General features: G+C 72.0%; 19 protein-coding genes and 1 pseudogene. 10 read left to right on the top strand and 10 right to left on the bottom strand.

The features are described 5' to 3' along the window. Positions 1–62: 62 nt before the first annotated feature. Positions 63–1,472, bottom strand: a complete 1,410-nt coding sequence (locus HFV08_RS16160) for a sensor histidine kinase (RefSeq protein WP_168540105.1) — start codon at positions 1,470–1,472, stop codon at positions 63–65. Positions 1,473–1,480: 8 nt separating this feature from the next. Beyond that, complete coding sequence (locus tag HFV08_RS16155; RefSeq protein WP_168540103.1) at positions 1,481–2,182, bottom strand: response regulator transcription factor; 702 nt, start codon at positions 2,180–2,182, stop codon at positions 1,481–1,483. Between the two features lie 369 nt (positions 2,183–2,551). On the opposite strand from HFV08_RS16155, the gene HFV08_RS16150 reads away from it, so the two are divergent. The 9 genes and pseudogenes from HFV08_RS16150 to HFV08_RS16110 all read left to right on the top strand — a co-directional run bounded on the left by HFV08_RS16150 (position 2,552) and on the right by HFV08_RS16110 (position 10,823). Further along, entirely contained in the window at positions 2,552–3,328 is a 777-nt protein-coding gene (locus HFV08_RS16150; RefSeq protein WP_040247534.1) for an amino acid ABC transporter ATP-binding protein, read from the top strand. Positions 3,329–3,411: 83 nt separating this feature from the next. Beyond that, the gene (locus HFV08_RS16145) at positions 3,412–4,233 is read left to right on the top strand and encodes a glutamate ABC transporter substrate-binding protein (RefSeq protein ID WP_210430390.1); all 822 of its coding nucleotides are present in this window, start codon (positions 3,412–3,414) and stop codon (positions 4,231–4,233) included. A gap of 72 nt (positions 4,234–4,305) precedes the next feature. Further along, positions 4,306–4,974, top strand: a complete 669-nt coding sequence (locus HFV08_RS16140) for an amino acid ABC transporter permease (protein ID WP_168540099.1) — start codon at positions 4,306–4,308, stop codon at positions 4,972–4,974. Continuing rightward, positions 4,971–5,894 (top strand): amino acid ABC transporter permease, encoded by a 924-nt coding sequence (locus HFV08_RS16135; RefSeq protein ID WP_168540097.1) that lies wholly within the window; start codon positions 4,971–4,973, stop codon positions 5,892–5,894. The genes HFV08_RS16140 and HFV08_RS16135 overlap by 4 nt, the downstream gene beginning before the upstream one ends. Positions 5,895–6,172: 278 nt before the next feature. Next, positions 6,173–7,780: pseudogene (locus HFV08_RS16130) on the top strand (FAD-dependent monooxygenase); the annotation flags it as partial. Between the two features lie 694 nt (positions 7,781–8,474). Beyond that, positions 8,475–8,561, top strand: coding sequence for a putative leader peptide (locus HFV08_RS32545; RefSeq protein ID WP_317633416.1), 87 nt, complete (start codon positions 8,475–8,477; stop codon positions 8,559–8,561). 238 nt (positions 8,562–8,799) lie between these two features. After that, positions 8,800–9,384 (top strand): cupin domain-containing protein, encoded by a 585-nt coding sequence (locus tag HFV08_RS16120; protein WP_210430396.1) that lies wholly within the window; start codon positions 8,800–8,802, stop codon positions 9,382–9,384. After that, positions 9,381–9,812: a rhodanese-like domain-containing protein gene (locus HFV08_RS16115; protein WP_312885645.1), complete on the top strand. Its 432-nt coding sequence runs from the start codon at positions 9,381–9,383 to the stop codon at positions 9,810–9,812. Before HFV08_RS16120 ends, HFV08_RS16115 begins: the two co-directional genes overlap by 4 nt. A 486-nt stretch (positions 9,813–10,298) precedes the next feature. Next, a complete protein-coding gene (locus HFV08_RS16110) occupies positions 10,299–10,823 on the top strand; it encodes a GNAT family N-acetyltransferase (protein ID WP_168540095.1) in 525 nt (174 codons plus the stop codon). 178 nt (positions 10,824–11,001) lie between these two features. Here HFV08_RS16110 and recX read toward each other — a convergent pair whose 3' ends face one another. The 5 genes from recX to HFV08_RS16085 all read right to left on the bottom strand — a co-directional run bounded on the left by recX (position 11,002) and on the right by HFV08_RS16085 (position 15,395). Beyond that, positions 11,002–11,727, bottom strand: coding sequence for a recombination regulator RecX (recX, locus tag HFV08_RS16105; RefSeq protein WP_168540093.1), 726 nt, complete (start codon positions 11,725–11,727; stop codon positions 11,002–11,004). A gap of 3 nt (positions 11,728–11,730) precedes the next feature. Beyond that, entirely contained in the window at positions 11,731–12,855 is a 1,125-nt protein-coding gene (gene recA, locus HFV08_RS16100) for a recombinase RecA (protein ID WP_168540091.1), read from the bottom strand. 386 nt (positions 12,856–13,241) lie between these two features. Beyond that, positions 13,242–13,718, bottom strand: a complete 477-nt coding sequence (locus tag HFV08_RS16095; protein ID WP_168540089.1) for an OsmC family protein — start codon at positions 13,716–13,718, stop codon at positions 13,242–13,244. A 93-nt stretch (positions 13,719–13,811) separates the two neighbouring features. Next, positions 13,812–15,050: an AI-2E family transporter gene (locus HFV08_RS16090; protein ID WP_312885644.1), complete on the bottom strand. Its 1,239-nt coding sequence runs from the start codon at positions 15,048–15,050 to the stop codon at positions 13,812–13,814. Positions 15,051–15,200: 150 nt separating this feature from the next. Beyond that, positions 15,201–15,395, bottom strand: a complete 195-nt coding sequence (locus tag HFV08_RS16085; protein ID WP_168540085.1) for a DUF3046 domain-containing protein — start codon at positions 15,393–15,395, stop codon at positions 15,201–15,203. Positions 15,396–15,474: 79 nt separating this feature from the next. Here HFV08_RS16085 and HFV08_RS16080 point away from each other — a divergent pair, with 79 nt between their 5' ends. Beyond that, positions 15,475–16,482 carry a hypothetical protein gene (locus tag HFV08_RS16080; RefSeq protein ID WP_168540083.1) on the top strand — a complete coding sequence of 336 codons (1,008 nt, stop codon included), beginning with the start codon at positions 15,475–15,477 and terminating at the stop codon, positions 16,480–16,482. A gap of 63 nt (positions 16,483–16,545) precedes the next feature. Here the strand turns inward: HFV08_RS16080 and HFV08_RS16075 are convergent, their stop codons facing one another. The 3 genes from HFV08_RS16075 to HFV08_RS16065 all read right to left on the bottom strand — a co-directional run bounded on the left by HFV08_RS16075 (position 16,546) and on the right by HFV08_RS16065 (position 18,688). Then, on the bottom strand, positions 16,546–16,854 hold the full coding sequence (locus tag HFV08_RS16075) for an AzlD domain-containing protein (protein WP_168540081.1): 309 nt from the start codon (positions 16,852–16,854) through the stop codon (positions 16,546–16,548). Continuing rightward, the gene (locus HFV08_RS16070; protein ID WP_168540079.1) at positions 16,851–17,591 is read right to left on the bottom strand and encodes an AzlC family ABC transporter permease; all 741 of its coding nucleotides are present in this window, start codon (positions 17,589–17,591) and stop codon (positions 16,851–16,853) included. The genes HFV08_RS16075 and HFV08_RS16070 overlap by 4 nt, the downstream gene beginning before the upstream one ends. 104 nt (positions 17,592–17,695) lie before the next feature. After that, positions 17,696–18,688: a helix-turn-helix domain-containing protein gene (locus tag HFV08_RS16065; RefSeq protein ID WP_168540077.1), complete on the bottom strand. Its 993-nt coding sequence runs from the start codon at positions 18,686–18,688 to the stop codon at positions 17,696–17,698. Between the last annotated feature and the right edge of the window lie 39 nt (positions 18,689–18,727).

The raw sequence follows: 18,727 nt of genomic DNA, 5'->3' as shown, positions 1-18,727 counted from the left end.
GTGCACTGCGCGCGACGGAGACTCCGGCGCGGGAGCCGTGCTGTGTGCCGCGTACCGCCCCGTCAGCTCCCCGGACCGCTGCGCGGGAGGCTGACGGTGACCTCCAGGCCCGAGGGCTCGCGGCGGGCGAAGGAGAGCGAGCCGCCGCCCGCGGCGAGCAGGGCCCGGGTGATCGACAGGCCGAGGCCCGAGCCCTTGATGTTCTGGTGCCGGCCGCTGCGCCAGAACCGGCCGCCGATCCGGGCGAGTTCGTCCTCGGTCAGGCCGGGGCCCTCGTCCGCCACCACGATCGTGGACGTGTCCTGCTCCCCGGCGACCGCGACGGTGACCCCGCCGCCCTCGGGCGTGAACTTCACCGCGTTGTCGATGACGGCGTCCAGGGCGCTGGAGAGCGTCACCGGGTCCGCCCAGGCGGTGACCGCCGGGCAGTTGCCGCCGAGCGTCACGCCCTTGGCCTCGGCGGCGGCCCGCCAGGACTCGACGCGTTCGGCGGCCAGTTCGCCGATGTCGGTGAGCCGCAGATCGGCCGGGGCGTGCTCGGCGAGCGCCAGGTCGAGCAGGTCGTCGAGGACCTGGGCGAGCCGCTTGCCCTCGGCGCGCACCGAGGCGATCTCCTCATTGCCCTCGGGGAGTTCGAGGGCGAGCAGCTCGATCCGCAGCAGCAGCGCGGAGAGCGGGTTGCGCAGCTGGTGCGAGGCGTCCGCGACGAAGGCCCGCTGCTGCTCCAGGACCTCCTCGACATTGCCCGCCATCTCGTTGAAGGAGCGTGCCAGGCGCCGCAGTTCGGGCGGGCCCCCGGCTTCGGCGACCCGCGACTTCAGCCGCCCGGTCGCGATGTCGTGGGTGGTCGCGTCGAGGACCCGCACCGGCCGCAGCACCCAGCCCGTCAGGCGCAGCGCCGCGCCCACCGCGAGCAGCATCGCCGCGGCCTCGCCCGCGCAGATCAGCAGCCAGGCGCGCAGGGTCTTGGCGCGCATCTCCCCGGTCGGCGAGTCGGTCATCACCACCGCGACCACATCGCCGTCCCGCACCACCGGGGAGGCCACGATGAGCCGCCCGCCGCGCTGCCAGGGCCACACCTGCGCCGGGTCGTGTCCGGGCCGCGAGAGCAGCGCCTCGCGGAAGGCGTCCCGCGCCGCGCCCTCGGCGGGCAGATACCAGAACTCGGGGGCGTGGGCCATCGCCCCGTCGTCGCGGTAGAAGACGCCGGCCCGGATCCCGTAGACCTCGTGGTAGCGGGAGAGTTCCTTCTGCAGGGTCTCCTGCCGCTCGTCCTTGGTGGTCAGCCGGGATCCCCCGGACCGCTTGGTGACGTACTGGGCGAGCGAGGCGAAGCGCGCGGTGTCGTCGATGCGGTCGACGACCACCTCCTGCTGCCGGGCCGCCGCCACGCTCACCGCGAGCGGGAAGCCCAGGGCGAGCAGCACGCCCGCCATGAGCACGATGAGCAGCGGGAGAAGACGTGACCGCACCCGCGGCCCTACCCGGCCGGCGCGACGAGCCGGTAGCCGACCCCGCGCACCGTCTCGATCAGCGCGGGCATCGCCAGCTTGGCGCGCAGCGAGGCCACATGCACCTCCAGGGTGCGCCCGGTGCCCTCCCAACTGGTGCGCCAGACCTCGCTGATGATCTGCTCGCGCCGGAAGACCACCCCGGGCCGCTGCGCGAGCAGGGCCAGCAGGTCGAACTCCTTGCGGGTCAGCTGCACCGCGTCGCCGCCGACGGTGACCCGCCGGGTGGGCAGCTCGATCTGCACACTGCCGAGGGTGAGCACCTCCTCGGCGGCGGCCCCCTCGCTCTCCTCGAAGACGTGGCGGCGGCTGACGGCGTGGATACGGGCGAGGAGTTCCCCGGTGTCGTAGGGCTTGACCACGTAGTCGTCGGCGCCGAGGTTGAGCCCGTGGATCCGGGAGCGGACGTCCGCCCGCGCGGTCACCATGATCACGGGGGTGCCGGTGCGCTTGCGGATCTTCCCGCAGACCTCGAAGCCGTCCTGGTCGGGCAGCCCGAGGTCGAGCAGCACCACGCCGAAGGGCGGCACCACGCCGTCGGGGTCGGGCAGCAGGGCCTGCAGGGCCTCCTCGCCGCTGCGCGCGTGGACGACCTGGAAGCCGTGCCGGGCGAGCACCGCCGAGAGCGCCGCCGCCACATGGTCGTCGTCCTCGACGAGCAGCAGTCTCACCTGTCCCCCTTCACTTCGGCTCCACCCGGCTCCCGCCCGGCTTCACCCCCGGGCCGCACGGAAACGTACCGCCCGCGCCCGCGCGTACGGGCCCCCGATGTCGCCCGTTCGAGGTAATCCCCCCGACCCGTCGGAGCACATTTGGGTGCTCATCACAGCAATCCATCCCCATCGCCGGCGCCCCGTCAAGGGAAGTCCCGGCGGCCCCGGCATCCGTTATCCAGCCGGTACGCGCCGCGGCGGCCGCGTTCACCTCCGGTGCCCGCCCGAGGCCTGATCGTTATGCTCAATTCTCCCTCAGATGTGATGACGCTGCTCCGGCGGCGTCACTAAGGTCCTCGCAACCGAGGAGGACGGAGCAAGTAGCGGATGACCCACGTATCGGTGGCCAAGGACAGTGTTCCCGCGGCCGACGAACTGGTGGTGCTGAGCAGCGTCAACAAGCACTTCGGTGCGCTGCACGTCCTCCAGGACATCGACCTGACGATCACCCGGGGCGAGGTGCTGGTCGTCATCGGGCCCTCGGGTTCCGGCAAGTCGACGCTGTGCCGCACGATCAACCGCCTGGAGACGATCGACTCCGGCTCGATCACCATCGACGGCAAGGCACTGCCCGCGGAGGGCAAGGCCCTCGCCCGGCTGCGCGCCGACGTCGGCATGGTCTTCCAGTCGTTCAACCTCTTCGCGCACAAGACCGTCCTGGAGAACGTCACGCTCGGCCAGCTCAAGGTCCGGCGCACGGACAAGAAGGCGGCCGAGAAGAAGGCCCGCGAACTGCTCGACCGGGTCGGCGTCGCCTCGCAGGCGGACAAGTACCCGGCGCAGCTCTCCGGCGGCCAGCAGCAGCGCGTGGCGATCGCCCGCGCCCTGGCCATGGGCCCCAAGGTGATGCTCTTCGACGAGCCCACCTCGGCCCTGGACCCCGAGATGATCAACGAGGTCCTGGAGGTCATGCAGCAGCTCGCCAGGGACGGCATGACGATGGTCGTGGTGACCCACGAGATGGGCTTCGCCCGCTCGGCCGCCAACCGCGTCGTGTTCATGGCGGACGGCCGGATCGTGGAAGAGGCCACCCCGGACCAGTTCTTCAGCAACCCGCGCAGTGACCGGGCGAAGGACTTCCTCTCCAAGATCCTGCACCACTGAGGTGTGGCGCGTTCCGCGCGCCCCCTCCCGCTCGGCTTTCCTTGCCTCCACGCCACGAGGCGCCGAATCAAAGGATGTTCACCATGAAGCTCCGCAAGGTCACCGTCGCCGCCGCCACCGTGCTCGCTCTGACCGGCACCGCCACGGCCTGTTCCAACGACAAGGGCTCCGACGAGGGCAAGATCACCGTCGGTATCAAGTACGACCAGCCCGGCATGGGCCAGAAGACGCCGGGCGGCGACTACGCCGGTTTCGACGTGGATGTCGCCACCTACATCGCCGAGCAGCTCGGCTACAAGAAGGGCGACATCACCTTCAAGGAGACCAAGACGCCCGACCGTGAGAACGCGCTCAAGAACGGCGACGTGAAGTTCATCGTCGGCACCTACTCGATCACCCCCGAGCGCGACGCCCAGGTCGACTTCGCCGGACCGTACTTCCTGGCCCACCAGGACCTGCTGGTGCGTTCGGACTCCGACGTGAACAAGGGCACCGACCTCAACGGCAAGACGCTGTGCTCGGTCTCCGGTTCGACCTCGGCGCAGAACGTGCAGAAGAAGATCGCCCCCAAGGCCCAGCTCAGGGAGTACAACACCTACTCCGAGTGCGTCTCCGGCCTCAGCAGCGGCGCGGTCGACGCGATGACCACGGACGACTCGATCCTCGCCGGGTACGCCGCGCAGAAGCAGAACAAGGGCAAGTTCAAGCTGCTCGGCCTCAAGCTCAGCAACGAGAACTACGGCGTCGGCGTCAAGTCGGGCGACAAGGCCACCAAGGACAAGATCAACAAGGCCATCGAGAAGATGGTCTCCTCCGGCGCCTGGGAGAAGGCCGTCAAGGCCAACCTCGGCCCGGCCGACTACGACAACGAGCCGGCCCCGAAGATCGGCGAGATCAAGAAGTAAGTCCAGGTGCGGGGTGCCGCGCGGTGACGCGGCACCCCCACTCCTTCCACTGACGCGGAAGCGCGGGAGATCGTGTTCGACTTTCTTGATGGCTACGACGTGCTCGGGGCGTTCTGGAAGACCATCCAGCTGACGTTCTTCTCCGCCGTCGGCTCCCTGATCTGGGGCACCCTGCTGGCGGCGATGCGGGTCAGTCCGGTCCCGCTGATGCGCGGATTCGGGACGGTGTACGTGAACGTCGTCCGCAACATCCCGCTGTCCGTGATCATCGTCTTCACCTCGCTCGGCCTCGCCGACGTCTTCTCGGTGACGATGGGCGCGGGCGGCGACGTCGCCACGCTGGCCTTCCGGCTCTCCGTCCTGGGCCTGACCGCCTACACCTCGGCCTTCGTCTGCGAGGCCGTACGTTCCGGCATCAACACCGTGCACCTCGGGCAGGCCGAGGCGGCCCGCGCGATCGGCCTCAACTTCTTCCAGGTGCTCACCCTGATCGTGCTCCCGCAGGCCTTCCGCGCGGTCATCGGCCCGCTGGCCAACGTCCTGATCGCGCTGACCAAGAACACCACCGTCGCCGCCGCCATCGGTGTCGCGGAAGCCGCGTACCTGATGAAGAAGATGATCGAGAACGAGGCGCAGACGATCCTCATCGGCCTGGTCTTCGCCTTCGGCTTCGTGGTCCTGACCCTCCCCATGGGCCTGTTCCTCAACTGGCTCGGCAAGCGCCTGGCGGTGAAGCGATGAGTTCCGTCCTCTACGACACACCCGGCCCCCGGGCCCGGATCCGCAACCGGATCATCACGGTCGTCTTCCTCGCCCTGATCGCCCTCGTGGTCTGGTGGGCCTGGGGACAGCTCGACGAGAAGAACCAGCTCGAGTCGTCGCTCTGGAAGCCCTTCACCACCTCCGAGGCCTGGACCACCTATCTGCTGCCCGGCCTGACGAACACCCTCAAGGCCGCCGCGCTCTCCATGGTGATCGCCCTGCCGCTCGGCGCCCTCCTCGGTATCGGCCGGCTCTCCGACCACCGCTGGATCCGGGTGCCCGTCTCCGCCGTGGTGGAGTTCCTGCGCGCCATCCCCGTGCTGCTGATGATGCTCTTCGCCAACCAGCTGTACGTGAACGCGGGCACCATCAGCAGCGAGGACCGGCCCTTCTACGCCGTCGTCACCGGACTCGTCCTCTACAACGCCTCGGTCCTCGCCGAGATCGTCCGGGCCGGCATCCTCGCCCTGCCCAAGGGGCAGACAGAGGCCGCCCAGGCCGTCGGGCTGCGCAAGGGCCAGACCATGCGTTCGGTCCTGCTGCCGCAGGCCGTCACCACCATGCTCCCGGCCATCGTCAGCCAGCTCGTCGTGATCGTGAAGGACACCGCCCTCGGTGGCGCCATCCTGACCTTCGACGAACTCCTGAACTCCAGCAAGACGCTGGCCTCGAACTACACCAACATGGTCCCGGCCCTCACCGTGGCCGCCGTCATCTACATCATCCTGAACCTCCTGTTGACCACCTTCGCCTCCCGCCTCGAGGGCTGGCTCCGGCGCAGCAGGCGCAGCACCGGCGCGGTCCTCGGCGCGGACGCCGTGGAGGACATCAACGCTCCCGGCAAGAGCGCCAACGTCCCGCACAACACAGGGGAGAGCGGCGGCGGGGGCGGCTTGTAGACCCTCACGTCCGGATCGGGCCGGGCCCGCGGCAGGCGGTCCCGGCTCCCTGATCCCCCGGATCCGGCCTGATCCGGACGCAAGCCCCCGGGCCAGGGCCTTAGGCGGCCCGGATGAATTGATCCGACTCGGAGGCAGTGGCATGATCGCCACTGCCTCCGTCGCTTGACGCGGACACCCGCAATAGGTTGCATACGTTCTGTGATCGCCTCCCCTCCGCCAGATGACTCCTCCTGCGCTCGGCACAGGACTCCGCTCCGGAACGGGGACGCCACGCCGTGGATCCGGTGATCATCGTGGGAGCCGGGCCCGTCGGGCTCACGCTCTCCCTCGCTCTCGCGAGGCACCACGTCCCCTCGGTGCTCCTGGACGAGAGCCCCGGAACAGCCACCGGCCGCCCGGCTCGCAGCGCCGTCCTCCACGAGGACACCGCCGCGCTCCTCACCCGGCTCACCGGGAGAGACCTCTCCGCCGCCGGCTGCCGCCTCACCGGCTGGCGCTCGATGCGGCGCAAGCAGGAAGTCCGCCATGTCACGTTCGGTGACGAGGACCCCGCGCCCCTGCACCTCGCCCAGGACGCCCTGACCACGGCGCTGCGCACCGCCGTCGCCCGCGAGCCCCTGATCGAGGTCGCCTTCGACAGCAGGCTCGACGCCCTGGAGCAGGAGAAGAACGGCGTCAGCGCCCACACCCGGGGCCGCACCGCCACCTGGTGGCGCGGCAGCCACCTCGTCGGCTGCGACGGCCCCCGCTCGACCGTACGCAAACTCATCGGCGTCCGCTTCCCCGGCCGCACCGCCGTGGAACGCCACGCCGTCGCCGCCCTGCGCACCGAACTCCCCTGGCAGGACGAGGCCTTGCTGCACCGCTCGCCGCCCTGGCGCGGCGAGAGCGCGGAGATCTCGGCCCGCCCGCTGCCCGGCGGCGTCTGGCGCCTGGACTGGCTGCTCGCCTCCCGCGAGGAACTGGTCACCCCCGAATCCCTGCTCACCCGCGTACGGTCCACCCTCGCGGGCTGGACCGGCGGCGAGACCCCGCCCTACGAACTCCTCGACACCGGGGTGCACGCCGTCCACCACCGGCTCGCCCGCCGCTGGCGCGTCGGCCGGGTCTTCCTCGCGGGCGACGCGGCCCACCTGCTCGGCGCGCTCGGCACCCACGGACTCGACGAAGGCCTGCGCGACGCCGGCAACCTCGCCTGGAAACTGGCCCTGGCCTGGCACCACGGCGCCCGCGAAGCCCTGCTCGACAGCTACCAGACCGAACGCAGGGCCGCGCTCTCCGCCCGCCTGCGCGCCGCCGACCAGGCCCTGCCCCTGCTGCGCGGCACCGGCGGCCTGCGCGCCCTGATGCCCGGCAGCACCCGTGGCCAGGACGCGCTGCTCGCCGACGGCCACCTCGGCCAGGGCGCCCTCGGCTCCCCCGGCACCTACGCCAACTCCCCGCTCACGCCCCCGAGTTCACCCGCCCTCACGGTGGTCGGCACGGCGCCAGGGGCCCCGGTGACGGACGTACGGGTCACCGCCGAGGACGGCACCTTCGTCCAGCTCCGCGACCGCCTCGGCGACAGCGCCCTTCTCGTCCTCCTCGTCGCCCCCGGCACCGGCGTCTGGGACCGGCGCCACTGGCAGAGCGCGGGCCTGATGCCCCGCCTCGCCGCAGCCGTCGAGTCGCTCCCCGCCCCGGCCGAACTCCTCGTCGCCGAGGACTACCCCGGCGCCGCCGCACACACCGTCCTGCTCATCCGGCCCGACGGCCACCTCGTCACGGCCTTCGGAGGCGTCCATCCCCGTGCCCTGCGGGAGGCGGCCGAGCGGGTCCTCGGGATGGGGCCCGCGGCCGAGGACGAGGCGGCCGAGGACGAGGAAGGCAAGGCCGCCGCGGGGAAGGCCGGAGGCGGTACGGAGGAGGAGGCTCAGGGCAGCGGGTCCGTGCGCGCGGAGGCGCGGGGCGGGGGCCGGTCCGGGGCCGAAGAGCTCGGCGGTAGCGCGGCGGCAGGCGGTGAGGCGCCTGGGGCGGATGCTCGGGTCAGGGCGGGGCTGGGGTCGTCAGGGCGCGCGGACGGGGTGGGTCCGGCGGGTGCGGGCGGCGGCGGACTGCGCGGCACAGATGGTGGGGGCGGCGGCGAGAACCGTGGGAGCACTGGGGGGCGTTCCGGGAGCGGAGTCGCCGGCGAGGGGCCGCCGCAGGAGGGCGAGGGACGCGTGAGGATGCCGCGCCCGGCACCCGGGCCCTCGGAGGCCGCGCGCAGCAGTCGGCGCGGGGAGTCGGGGCGCTGAGGAGCGGGGCCTCGCGGGGGCGAGTCGGGCACGGTGCGTGAGCGGGGTGCGTAAGCGACGTACCTGAGGGGGCGGCTCGTGGGTGGGGTGCCTGAGGGGTGGCTCGTGGGTGGGGGCTGTGTGCGGTTGACGGGGTGAGGGATGCGGTGTGGCCGAGCGCTGTGGTCGCGTCAGCCGAGAACGGTGTCGCGTTCCCCGCGTGACGCGGCGATTCCTCCGTCCCGCCCTGTGCCCGCCCTCTGGTGTCTACTACCTGGACAGTGAGTTGACCCTCCGTGGCGCACATGGTGTACTCCGGACCATGAGCGATACACATGTGCGCCTCTGGCGGCGGGTCCATATGGACCTCGTCCGCTACGCGGGCTGCGTGTGTCGCCCGTCCTGTTGATCTCGCATTGACCTCCTCACGCCGCATGTCCCGCTGCCCGGGTGCGCGCAGCCTCTGCGCCAAGAGCACCGCCGGGCACGCCGCGACGTGAGACTCCCGCGAACATCCAGGACGGCCCTCCGTGTCACAACCGGTTACCTCCGCGCCCGCTGCCGTTGCCCCCACCGCCCCGGCCGCGCCCGCTCCCCCCACGGCTCAGCCCACTGCCTCGGACCCCTCGGCGCCCTCCCCAGAAGCCCTGATTCCGGCAACGCCCCCGCAGGCGGCCGCCCCTCTCTCGGCGCCCAGCCCCGAGGTCCCCGTCACCTCCACGCCGGAAGGGCACTTCCCGGAGGCACCTGACCCCCAGCAACTGCTCGACTTCGTCCGCCGGGCGGCGACCGACGCCGAGCTGGTCGCCTCCCTCCCCCTGGACCCGGAGGAGAGGACCTGGCTCCGCCTGGAGGGTCCCGGCGGCAGTGAGGCCTGGCTGATCGGCTGGCCGCCCGGCACGGGCACCGGCTGGCACGACCACGCCGAGTCCTTCGGCGCCTTCATCGCGGCCTCCGGCGAACTCACCGAGAACTCCCTGGCCGTACGCCTCCCCACCGACGGCTGGAAGACCCTCGAACTCGCCGAGGGCGTCGACCGGCACCGCACCATCGCGGCAGGCAAGGGCCGGTTCTTCGGACAGCAGCATGTGCACGAGGTCCTCAACGAGACCGCCGAGCACGCCATCTCCGTACACGCCTACTACCCGCCCCTGCCGCATCTGCGTCGCTACAGCCGCAGCGGTCCCGTGCTGCGGCTCGAACAGGTCGAGCGTCCGGAGGACTGGCAGTGAGCGAGCGGGGCGAAGCCGAACAGATCTCCATCGACGACCACCTGGAACGCGTACGCACGGGGCTGGACCGCGTCGATGCCGCGACCGCCCATCAGGCCGCGGCCTCGGGCAACGCCGTCCTCGTCGACATCCGCTACCAGGCCCTGCGCGAGCGCGACGGTCTGATCCCCGGCGCCCTGGTCGTCGAACGCAACGAGCTGGAGTGGCGCCTCGACCCCCGCGGCAGCCACCGGCTCCCCGAAGCGACCGGCCACGACCTGCATGTCATCGTCCTCTGCAACGAGGGCTACGCCTCCAGCCTCGCCGCCGCCTCCCTCCAGCAACTGGGCCTGCACCGCGCCACCGACCTCATCGGCGGCTTCCAGGCCTGGCGCAAGGCGGGACTTCCGGTGGATCAGCCGGGGGCAGATGGGGCGGCGGGGGCGTGAGGGTGGTGGGGGCGTGAGGGTGGTGGCTTGAGTCGGTCTGGCCGGGTGGGCCTTCGGTCTGGTCGGGTGGGCCTGGGGTAACGGGCGTTCCGTTCTTGGTCGTCGGGGTGGGGCCCCCTCCCCCCTCCCCACCCCACCCTCCTCCCCCGCTCCCTCAGCCAGTCGTCCCACCACCCCGCAACCGCCACACCCGGCACCCCGAGTCGAGCCAGGCCCACCCGAGGCGCCCCACCCCCACACCCAGCGCCCTCGCACCCCTCCGAACACAGCTGCTACGGTGACGGACGTTCGTGTAGGCATCGGATATCGGATGAAGATCCTGAAGGAGGTGAGGTTGATGACCGCGCTCAAGGCCCCTGCCCTGTGCGGCGCCCGCGTCCTCCTCACGTCCCGGGCCATGGCCTGACCCCATCCTGATCCGCCTCGCTGAGAGCGTGAGCTCGCGAGTCCCACACGAACTCAGCTGAAACGGACTTTCATCCCGTCATGAGTACTGCTCCGTCCTTTTCCTGGACCACTCGCGCGGAGACCGACACCGACCTCCCAGCGATCCGCGAGACCGTACTCGCGGCCTTCGACACTCCGCTCGAAGCGGACCTGGTCGACGCCCTCCGGACCGACCCTGCGTGGATCGACGGCCTGTCGTCCCTCGTGAGCACCACTGCCGAAGGCCGAGTCGTCGGCCATGCGCTGCTGACGCGTTGCCATATCGGCGACACCCCGGCCCTGTGCCTGGCTCCGGTCGCCGTTCTCCCCACCTACCAGAGGACCGGGGCGGGTTCGGCGGTCGTCCGCGCCGCGCTCAAGGCCGCCGAGGACAGCGGCGAGCGCTTCGTCACCGTCCTCGGGCACCCGGACTACTACCCCAGGTTCGGCTTCACCCGGGCCTCCCGGTACGGCATCGGCCTCAGCTTCGAGGTCCCCGACGAGGCCCTGATGGCGCTCGCACTCGACGCGGACCATCCGCTGCCCCGCGGCACCATCCGCTACGCGGCGCCCTTCGGCGTCTGACCCACGCCCATCCGTAGGCCTGCTGTGCGCGGGACGCACCGCGTTCCCCGCACAGCGGCTGCGGCGGCGCTGCGACTACGGCTGCCCTGCCTCACAACGTTCTCGCTGGAGGGGTGAGGCAGGCCCCGAACTCCCGCGCCCAGCTCCCCGACCCCGCCGCGCCGGGCCGCGGCCGCGGTCAGAACCCCTCTTCGTCCAACTCCCCCACGTCTTCCCCTTCTTGTTCCAGTGCTTCGCGCACCACCTTCAGCGCGAGCCCCTGCGAGTACCCCTTGCGGGCGAGCATTCCCGCGAGGCGGCGAAGGCGCTTGTCCCGTTCGAGGCCGCGGGTGGACCGCAGCTTGCGGGCCACCAACTCGCGGGCCCTCTCCTCTTCCTGCTCCGCGTCCACCTGCCCCACGGCTTCCTCGATCACCGCGGAGTCGACGCCCTTGGTGCGGAGTTCCTGGGCGAGGGCGCGCCGGGCGAGACCGCGCCCGTGGTGGCGTGACTCGACCCAGGCGTCGGCGAACGCGCCGTCGTTGATCAGGCCGACGTCCTCGAAGCGGGCGAGCACCTCTTCGGCGACCTCTTCCGCGATGCCGCGTTTGCGCAGTGCTTCGGCGAGTTGTGCCCGTGTGCGCGGGGTCCCGGTGAGCAGACGCAGACAGATCGCCCTCGCCTGCTCCACCGGGTCCCCTGGTGGCGCCCCCTTCTCGGCCCTCGACGAGGAAGAGGCGCTGTCCTGATGGCCGCCCGGACGTCGTCCCGCCCGCCGCCCCGTACGCCCCCGTCGGCCAGGGCCGTCGTCGTACGGTTCGGCGTCGGTGTACGCGCCGTGTCCGGTGCTCGGGGCGCTTTCGCTCCTCTGGCCGCTTCCCCCGTCTTCAGCCGGGGGCTCGGGCCAGTCGGTACGCCGCGTCACGGATCAGCTCTTGGCCGTCGCGGCCTTGGGCTTGGTGGCCTTTGCCGCCGGGGCGGGCACGGTCTTCGGGGCCTCCGCCACGGGAGCGGTCACGGCGGCGTCGGCGCCGGGCTCTGCCGCGGGCTCCGCCAGGGTGACGCCGACTCCCAGCTTCTCCTTGATCTTCTTCTCGATCTCGTTGGCCAGGTCGGGGTTGTCCTTGAGGAAGTTGCGGGCGTTCTCCTTGCCCTGGCCGAGCTGGTCGCCCTCGTAGGTGTACCAGGCGCCGGCCTTGCGCACGAAGCCGTGCTCCACGCCCATGTCGATCAGGCCGCCTTCGCGGCTGATGCCCTGGCCGTACAGGATGTCGAACTCGGCCTGCTTGAAGGGCGGGGCGACCTTGTTCTTGACGACCTTGCAGCGGGTGCGGTTGCCGACCGCGTCCGTGCCGTCCTTGAGGGTCTCGATGCGGCGGATGTCGATGCGCACCGAGGCGTAGAACTTGAGGGCGCGGCCACCGGTCGTGGTCTCCGGGGAGCCGAACATGACGCCGATCTTCTCGCGGAGCTGGTTGATGAAGATCGCGGTCGTCTTGGACTGGTTGAGGGCGCTGGTGATCTTCCGCAGCGCCTGGCTCATCAGGCGGGCCTGGAGGCCCACATGGGAGTCACCCATCTCGCCCTCGATCTCGGCCCGGGGGACGAGCGCGGCGACGGAGTCGATGACGATGAGGTCCAGGGCGCCGGAGCGGACCAGCATGTCCGTGATCTCCAGGGCCTGTTCGCCGTTGTCGGGCTGGGACAGGATGAGGTTGTCGATGTCGACGCCGAGCTTCTTCGCGTACTCGGGATCGAGTGCGTGCTCGGCGTCGACGAACGCCACCTGGCCGCCCGCCTTCTGGGCGTTCGCCACCGCGTGCAGGGTCAGGGTGGTCTTACCGGAGGACTCCGGTCCGTACACCTCGACGACCCGGCCGCGGGGGAGGCCGCCGACACCGAGGGCCACGTCGAGCGCGGTCGACCCGGTGGGGATGACCTCGATGGGCTCGTTCGGCCGCTCGCCGAGGCGCATCACGGCACCCTTGCCGAATTGCCGTTCAATCTGCGCGAGGGCGGCGTCGAGCGCCTTCTCGCGGTCCGTTCCAGCCATGGGTTCCACCCGATTTGCTTGAGTCGATCGCTTCACGTCCATGACGCTAGCGCCTGCCACTGACAATGCGCTCCGACGCCCTCCAGCCTGTGGATAACTCAGGGAGTTCACACCGGAATCCGCCGGGCAGGTCCCGTCACGCGTACCGCCGGAGCCCCCATAAGAATGGATGTTCGATTTTGGTGTCAAGCGCAACCCGCCGCTTCACCGAGCGTACGCCGTCGCCCGGGCCCGCCCGATGCCGTGGAGAACGACACCGTGGACGCCACGGCACGGGCCGGTGCGCGTAGGAGCGGTGCACATCAAGTACGTAAGAGAGGAGAGAGGGGCAGCGCCGCCTCGGACCGCCGGGCGGCGCCGGAGGGCGGGCCCTGCCCCGAGCCGCCTCAGTCCTTCTCGACGCGGAGGACGGGGGCGTGGGTGACGGGGAAGTTCACCGAGCGGGCGATGAAGCAGAGGGCGGGCACCTCGGCGTGGAGGCGGTGGCCCTTCTCCAGCATCGAGGCGTCGGCGACCGTCACCTCGGGGCGCAGGGTGACGCCGGTGAACTGGCCGCCACCGCCGGCGTCGAGGGCCATCTCCCCGTGGGCGCGGTCCGTGTAATCAGTGACGACGACCCCGTTGGTCGCGCACAGATGCAGGTACCAGAGCATGTGGCACTGGGCGAGGGAGGCCACCAGGAGCTCCTCGGGGTTCCAGCGCGCGGAGTCGCCGCGGAAGGCGGGGTCCGAGGAGCCCGCGAGCGGCGGTTTGCCCTCCGCGAGCACCTCGTGGTCCCGGCTGAAGGAGCGGTATGTACTCGTGCCGGGCCCGAGGTTGCCCGTCCACGCGACGGTGACGTCGTAGGCATGCGTAGCTGTCATGGAGCCATCATGTGGGCCCGAGCGCGGAGACCGGGGCGCGAGGGGCGGGATTCCGGACTACCGGCCCCAGGCGCGGACCGGTCCCGGCCCGGGTCACCGGCCGCTGTCCGCCCCGCTGGCCGCCCGGCGGAACCGGGACAGGACCGCCATCGCCGAGGCGCTGCTGCGCCGGTGGCCGTGGACGCGCGGGTCGTCGGTGACCTCGTAGCGCCGGACGTAGGCGCCGAAGAAGGCCTGCAGGGTGGCGACCGCGGGGATGGAGATCAGCGCGCCGACGGCGCCGAGCAGGGCGGTGCCCGCGATGACGGAGCCGAAGGCGACGGCGGGGTGGATGTCGACGGTGCGGGCGGTGAGCTTCGGCTGGAGCAGGTAGTTCTCGAACTGCTGGTAGACCACCACGAAGACCAGGACCCACAGCGAGTACCAGGGGTTGACGGTGAAGGCGATCAGCATGGGCAGCGCACCGGCGAGATAGGTGCCGATGGTGGGGATGAACTGCGAGACGAGGCCGACCCAGACGGCGAGCACGGGCGCGTAGGGCACGTCGAGGAACTCGAGCAGGATGTAGTGCGCTATGCCGGAGACGAGTGCCATCAGTCCGCGGGAGTAGAGGTAGCCGCCGGTCTTGTCGACGGCGATCTCCCAGGCGCGCAGCACCTCGGCCTGCCGGGCGGGCGGCAGCAGGGAGCAGATGGTGCGCCGCAGCCGGGGGCCGTCGGCGGCGAAGTAGAAGGCGAACAGCAGGATCGTCAGGAGCTGGAAGAGTCCGCCGAGCACCTGCGCGGAGACGTCGAGGACGCCGGAGGCGCTGTTCTGCACGTACTTCCGCAGCCAGTCGGAGTGGACGACGCTGTCCTGGACCTCGACCCGGCTCAGCTCGGTGTGGAAGGTGGTGTTGGTCCAGTTGATCACCTGGTCGAGGTATTTGGGGAACTCCTCGATCATGTTCACGATCTGCCCGGCCAGCATCGAGCCGAGCAGGGTGATGAATCCCGCCGCGGCGACGACGACCATCAGGAAGACGATGCCGGTGGCCAGGCCGCGGCGCATGCCCAGCTGGGCGAGCCTGCTGACCGCCGGTTCGACGGCGAGGGCCAGGAAGAAGGCGATCAGTACGTTGATCAGCAGGCTGGTGAGCTGGTGGAAGGCCCAGATGCTGAACTGGAAGCCGGCGACGAGGACGAGGGCGAGCACGAGCGCCCGCGGCAGCCAGCGGGGCATGCGGGTGGCGGTGTCGGCCGCGGCCGGGGCGGGCGGCGGTCCTGCCTGCGATGTCGTACCGGGGGCCGGGATGCTCTTCACGGCCTGCGGGGTCTCGTCTGTGGGGGCCACGGGCACAGTGTTGCCTATGACACCGACATCGCTGCCGCCAGGGTCACTTCCCGCCATCGCCGCCCGGGGCACGGAACCGGCAGATCTTCGCCGCGATGTCCGACATGAGCGGCATATCGCCCCAAGTGGCGCGGTGACACCTGCCCGCCCTCACCTGTTCTCGGGCGGCACTCCCATGCTCACGCACACCGCGCGCCAGACGTCCTTGGCCTCCCAGCCCGCGTCCAGCGCCTCGTGCACCGTGCGCCCGTCCAGCTCGCTCATCACATGGTCGCGCGCGAAGGTGTCGGCGTACCCGGCGCCGAAGTGGTCCGCCATCCGCTCCCAGAAAACCGTCAACCGCATGACACCAGTATCCCGCTCCTGAGAGTGCAGCCGGACGGAGAAGCCTTGCCGTGGCCGTCGGGCGCTCTACGGTCGGAACATGGCCGAAACAGGAGCTACCGCACTCCCCTCGCGCCCGGGAGGCGCCCCGCCGGTGGGCCGGTCCGCGCCCGCGGCGCCCGCCGAGCCGCCCGCCACGGCGCTCAGGCGGGCCGCGAAGTTCGTCTGGCTGACCGCCCGGGTCCTCGAACAGCGGCTCTTCGACCACCACTTCCTCGGTGGACCGGCCGAGGCGGTCGACGCGGCGCTGACCGCCTACGCCAACCGCGACGGCGGTTTCGGCCACGCGCTCGACCCCGCGGTGCGCGGGCCTCTCAGCCGCGCGGCGCACACGGCGCACGCGCTGGGCGTGCTCGATGCGATCGGGCGCTGCGGCGGACGCAGGGCGGAGCTGATCTGCCGCTACCTGACCTCCGTCTCCACCGCCGAGGGCGCCCTGCCCGCGCTCGCGGAGGAGAGCGCGGGCAGGAGCGCGGCGGTGCCGGTGCCCCGGGGCGCGGCCACCCGGTGCCGCCCGCCCGGGGACCTGGCCGTGACCGGTCCCGTGGTCGGCCTCCTGCACCGCAACGACGTCTGGCACGCCTGGCTCTTCCGCGCGACCGAGTTCTGCTGGCAGGCGGTGGACGCGCTGTCCGCGCCCGATCCGCACGAGGTGGCGGCCGCGGTCACCTTCCTGGACGGGGCCGCGGACCGCTGCCGCGCCCAGGCCGCCGCCGACCGCCTCGGCAGGCTCGTCCGCGAGCAGCGCCTGGTGGTCCTCGACCCGGCCCGCCCGGGGACGTCGAGCGCCCACTACCTCCCGTACGACTTCGCGCCCCGGCCCTCCTCGCTGGCCCGGTCCTGGTTCACCGACGCGGAGACGGCCGCGGCGCTGGACTTCCTCGCCGGTCAGCAGCGCGAGGACGGCGGCTGGCCGGACCGCCCGATGGGCGGCCCCGCACAGCTGCGGGTACGGGCGCAGGCTCCCGGCACCGTCCTGGAACGCCGTCCGGTGGTGACGATCGGGCGGCTGCTCACCCTCGACGCCTACGGCCGCCGCCTGGACTGAGCGCCGGTCGGCCCCGCCCGCCGAAACCCGACCGGTCGGCCCCGGCCGCCGAGTCCCGCCCGGTCAGCCGCCGAGGGCCCGCACCCCCGCGGTGACCAGTACGGCCGCGGCCACGACGAGGAGGAAGGGCGCGCGGCACAGCAGGGCCACGCCCGCGGCGGCGACCCCGGCCACGCGGGCGTCGAGGGTGAGGCTCTGGCCCGCGGCGAAGGTCTGCTGGGCGGTGAGTGCCGCGAGCAGGGCGACCGGGAGCAGCGCGGCGAGGCGCTGCACCAGGGGCCGTTCGAGCACACCGGCGGGGACGAGGAGGCCCGCGAGCTTGACGAGGTAGCAGCCCGCGGCGGTGACGGCGATGGCGATCCAGATGTTCAACGGTCTTCCTTCTCTCCTGCTTCTCGCTGTTCCCGCGCGGCCTGCTCGGCCTGCCGGTCCCTCTTGTCCTTGTCCCCCCGCACTGACTTCCGCGGCCCGGCTCCCTTGAGGAGAAGCACCGCCGGTGCCGCGAGGGCGGCGGCGAGCACCGGCACCCCGGTGGGCAGTACCGGCAGCAGGCCGAGGCCGAGGACGACGGCCAAGGCGGCGACGGCTCGTTCGGTGGCCGTGCGCAGCATCGGTGCGAGCAGCGCCAGGAAGACGGCGGGGCCCGCGGCGTCCAGTCCCCAGGCGGCGGTGTCCCCGAGGGCTTCGGCCCCCGCCGCGCCCAGCCAGGTGGTGAGGTTCCACAGCAGGTAGAGGCTCAGCCCGGTGACGGCGAAGCCGAGCCGGGCGCTGCGGCGGCCGGGCTGGGCCAGTGTCACGGCGGTGGTCTCGTCGATGACCCAGTGCGCGGCGAAGGGGCGTATGGCCCGGGGCAGGGCGAGGAGTTGGGAGAGGCGCAGCCCGTAGAAGGCGTTGCGTACGCCCAGGAAGAAGGCGCCCGCCGCGGCGGTGAGCGGATTGCCGCCCGCGGCCAGCGCTCCGACCAGGGCGAACTGCGAGGCCCCGGTGAAGACCAGGAGGCTGAGCGCGCAGGTCTGCCAGATGCCGAGTCCGCCGCCCGCGGAGGTCACCCCGAAGGCGAAGCCGGAGAGCCCGACGGCGACCCCGACCCCGAGGGCGTCGCGCACCACCGCGGAAGCGCTCTTGCCGTCACCCTCACCGTCATCGTGGCCGTGCCCGTCCTGGGCCGGCCCTGACGCGGCGCGGGCGGGCCCGGCGTCCGCCGGTCCCGCCGCTAGGGCTGTTCCCCGGGCGTCCCCGGCGGGGCCTCGGCCGTCGTCGGGGCGCTCCGCTCGTCGTGCCGGCTCCGGGCCTCGGGTGCGTCGTGCTCGTCGTATCGCTGCTGCGAGTTCCTGTTCTCCCACGTCCTGGACGGTACGAGGAACTGGTGTTCGTCGTCTTGTACGTTCTTGCGCTCGCGCTGGTACGCGCCCGGGGGCACCCCGACGATCCGGGTGAAGTGGCGGTTCAGGTGCGGCTGGTCCGTGAAGCCCACGGCCGCGGCCGCCTCGGCGGGGCTGGTGCCCTGGTCCAGGAGGCGCCGGGCGTGGCGGACCCGGGCGTCGGTGAGCCAGGTGTGCGGCGGCATCCCGTAGGTCTCGCGGAAGGCGCGCAGCAGGGCGAAGGGGCTGGTGCCGAGTTCGGCGGCGAGCGCGTCGAGCGAGGGCGGGGCGGCCATCCGCTCGGCGAGCAGGGCGCGGGCCCGCCCGGCGGTCCGCGCCCCCGCGGTGGGCACCCGGCGGCTGGGCAGCACGCCCCCGTTGCGGCGCAGGAGGCGGGTGACGGCGACCCGCAGCAGGGTGTCCGCGGCGAGCGCGTTGCCCTCCTCGGCAGCGCGCAGCACCTGGTGCACGAGCCGTACGGCGTAGGGGTCCTCGAAGACGGGTTCCCGGAATCCGGGGGCGCCGCGCAGGCCGGTGGTCTCGGCGGCGATCCCGGCGACGAGCGCGGGCGCGGGGTAGACCGCTCCGTAGCGCCAGCCCTCGGGGACGCCCGCGCGGCCGGTGTGCGGGGTGTCGGGGTTGACGAGGGCGAGGGTGCCGGGTCCCGCGTGCACCTCGGAGCTGTGGTGCCGGAAGATCTCGACGCCCTCGGCGATCCCGGCGATCACGAAGTTCTCGTGGGTGTGCCGTACGAAGGTCTTGTGCACATAGCTGGCGCGCAGCAGGTCCACGTCCGGCAGCGGCGCGTACCGCCAGTGCCGTGCCTGCTCCTGTGATCCGGCCATGGCTCCATTCTGCGACACCGCCCGCGGGGGTGTTTTCCC

Source organism: Streptomyces physcomitrii, from assembly GCF_012273655.1.
In the GTDB taxonomy this organism is placed as follows: Bacteria; Actinomycetota; Actinomycetes; order Streptomycetales; family Streptomycetaceae; genus Streptomyces; species Streptomyces physcomitrii.
This window is presented reverse-complemented; position numbering and strand designations above follow the sequence as displayed.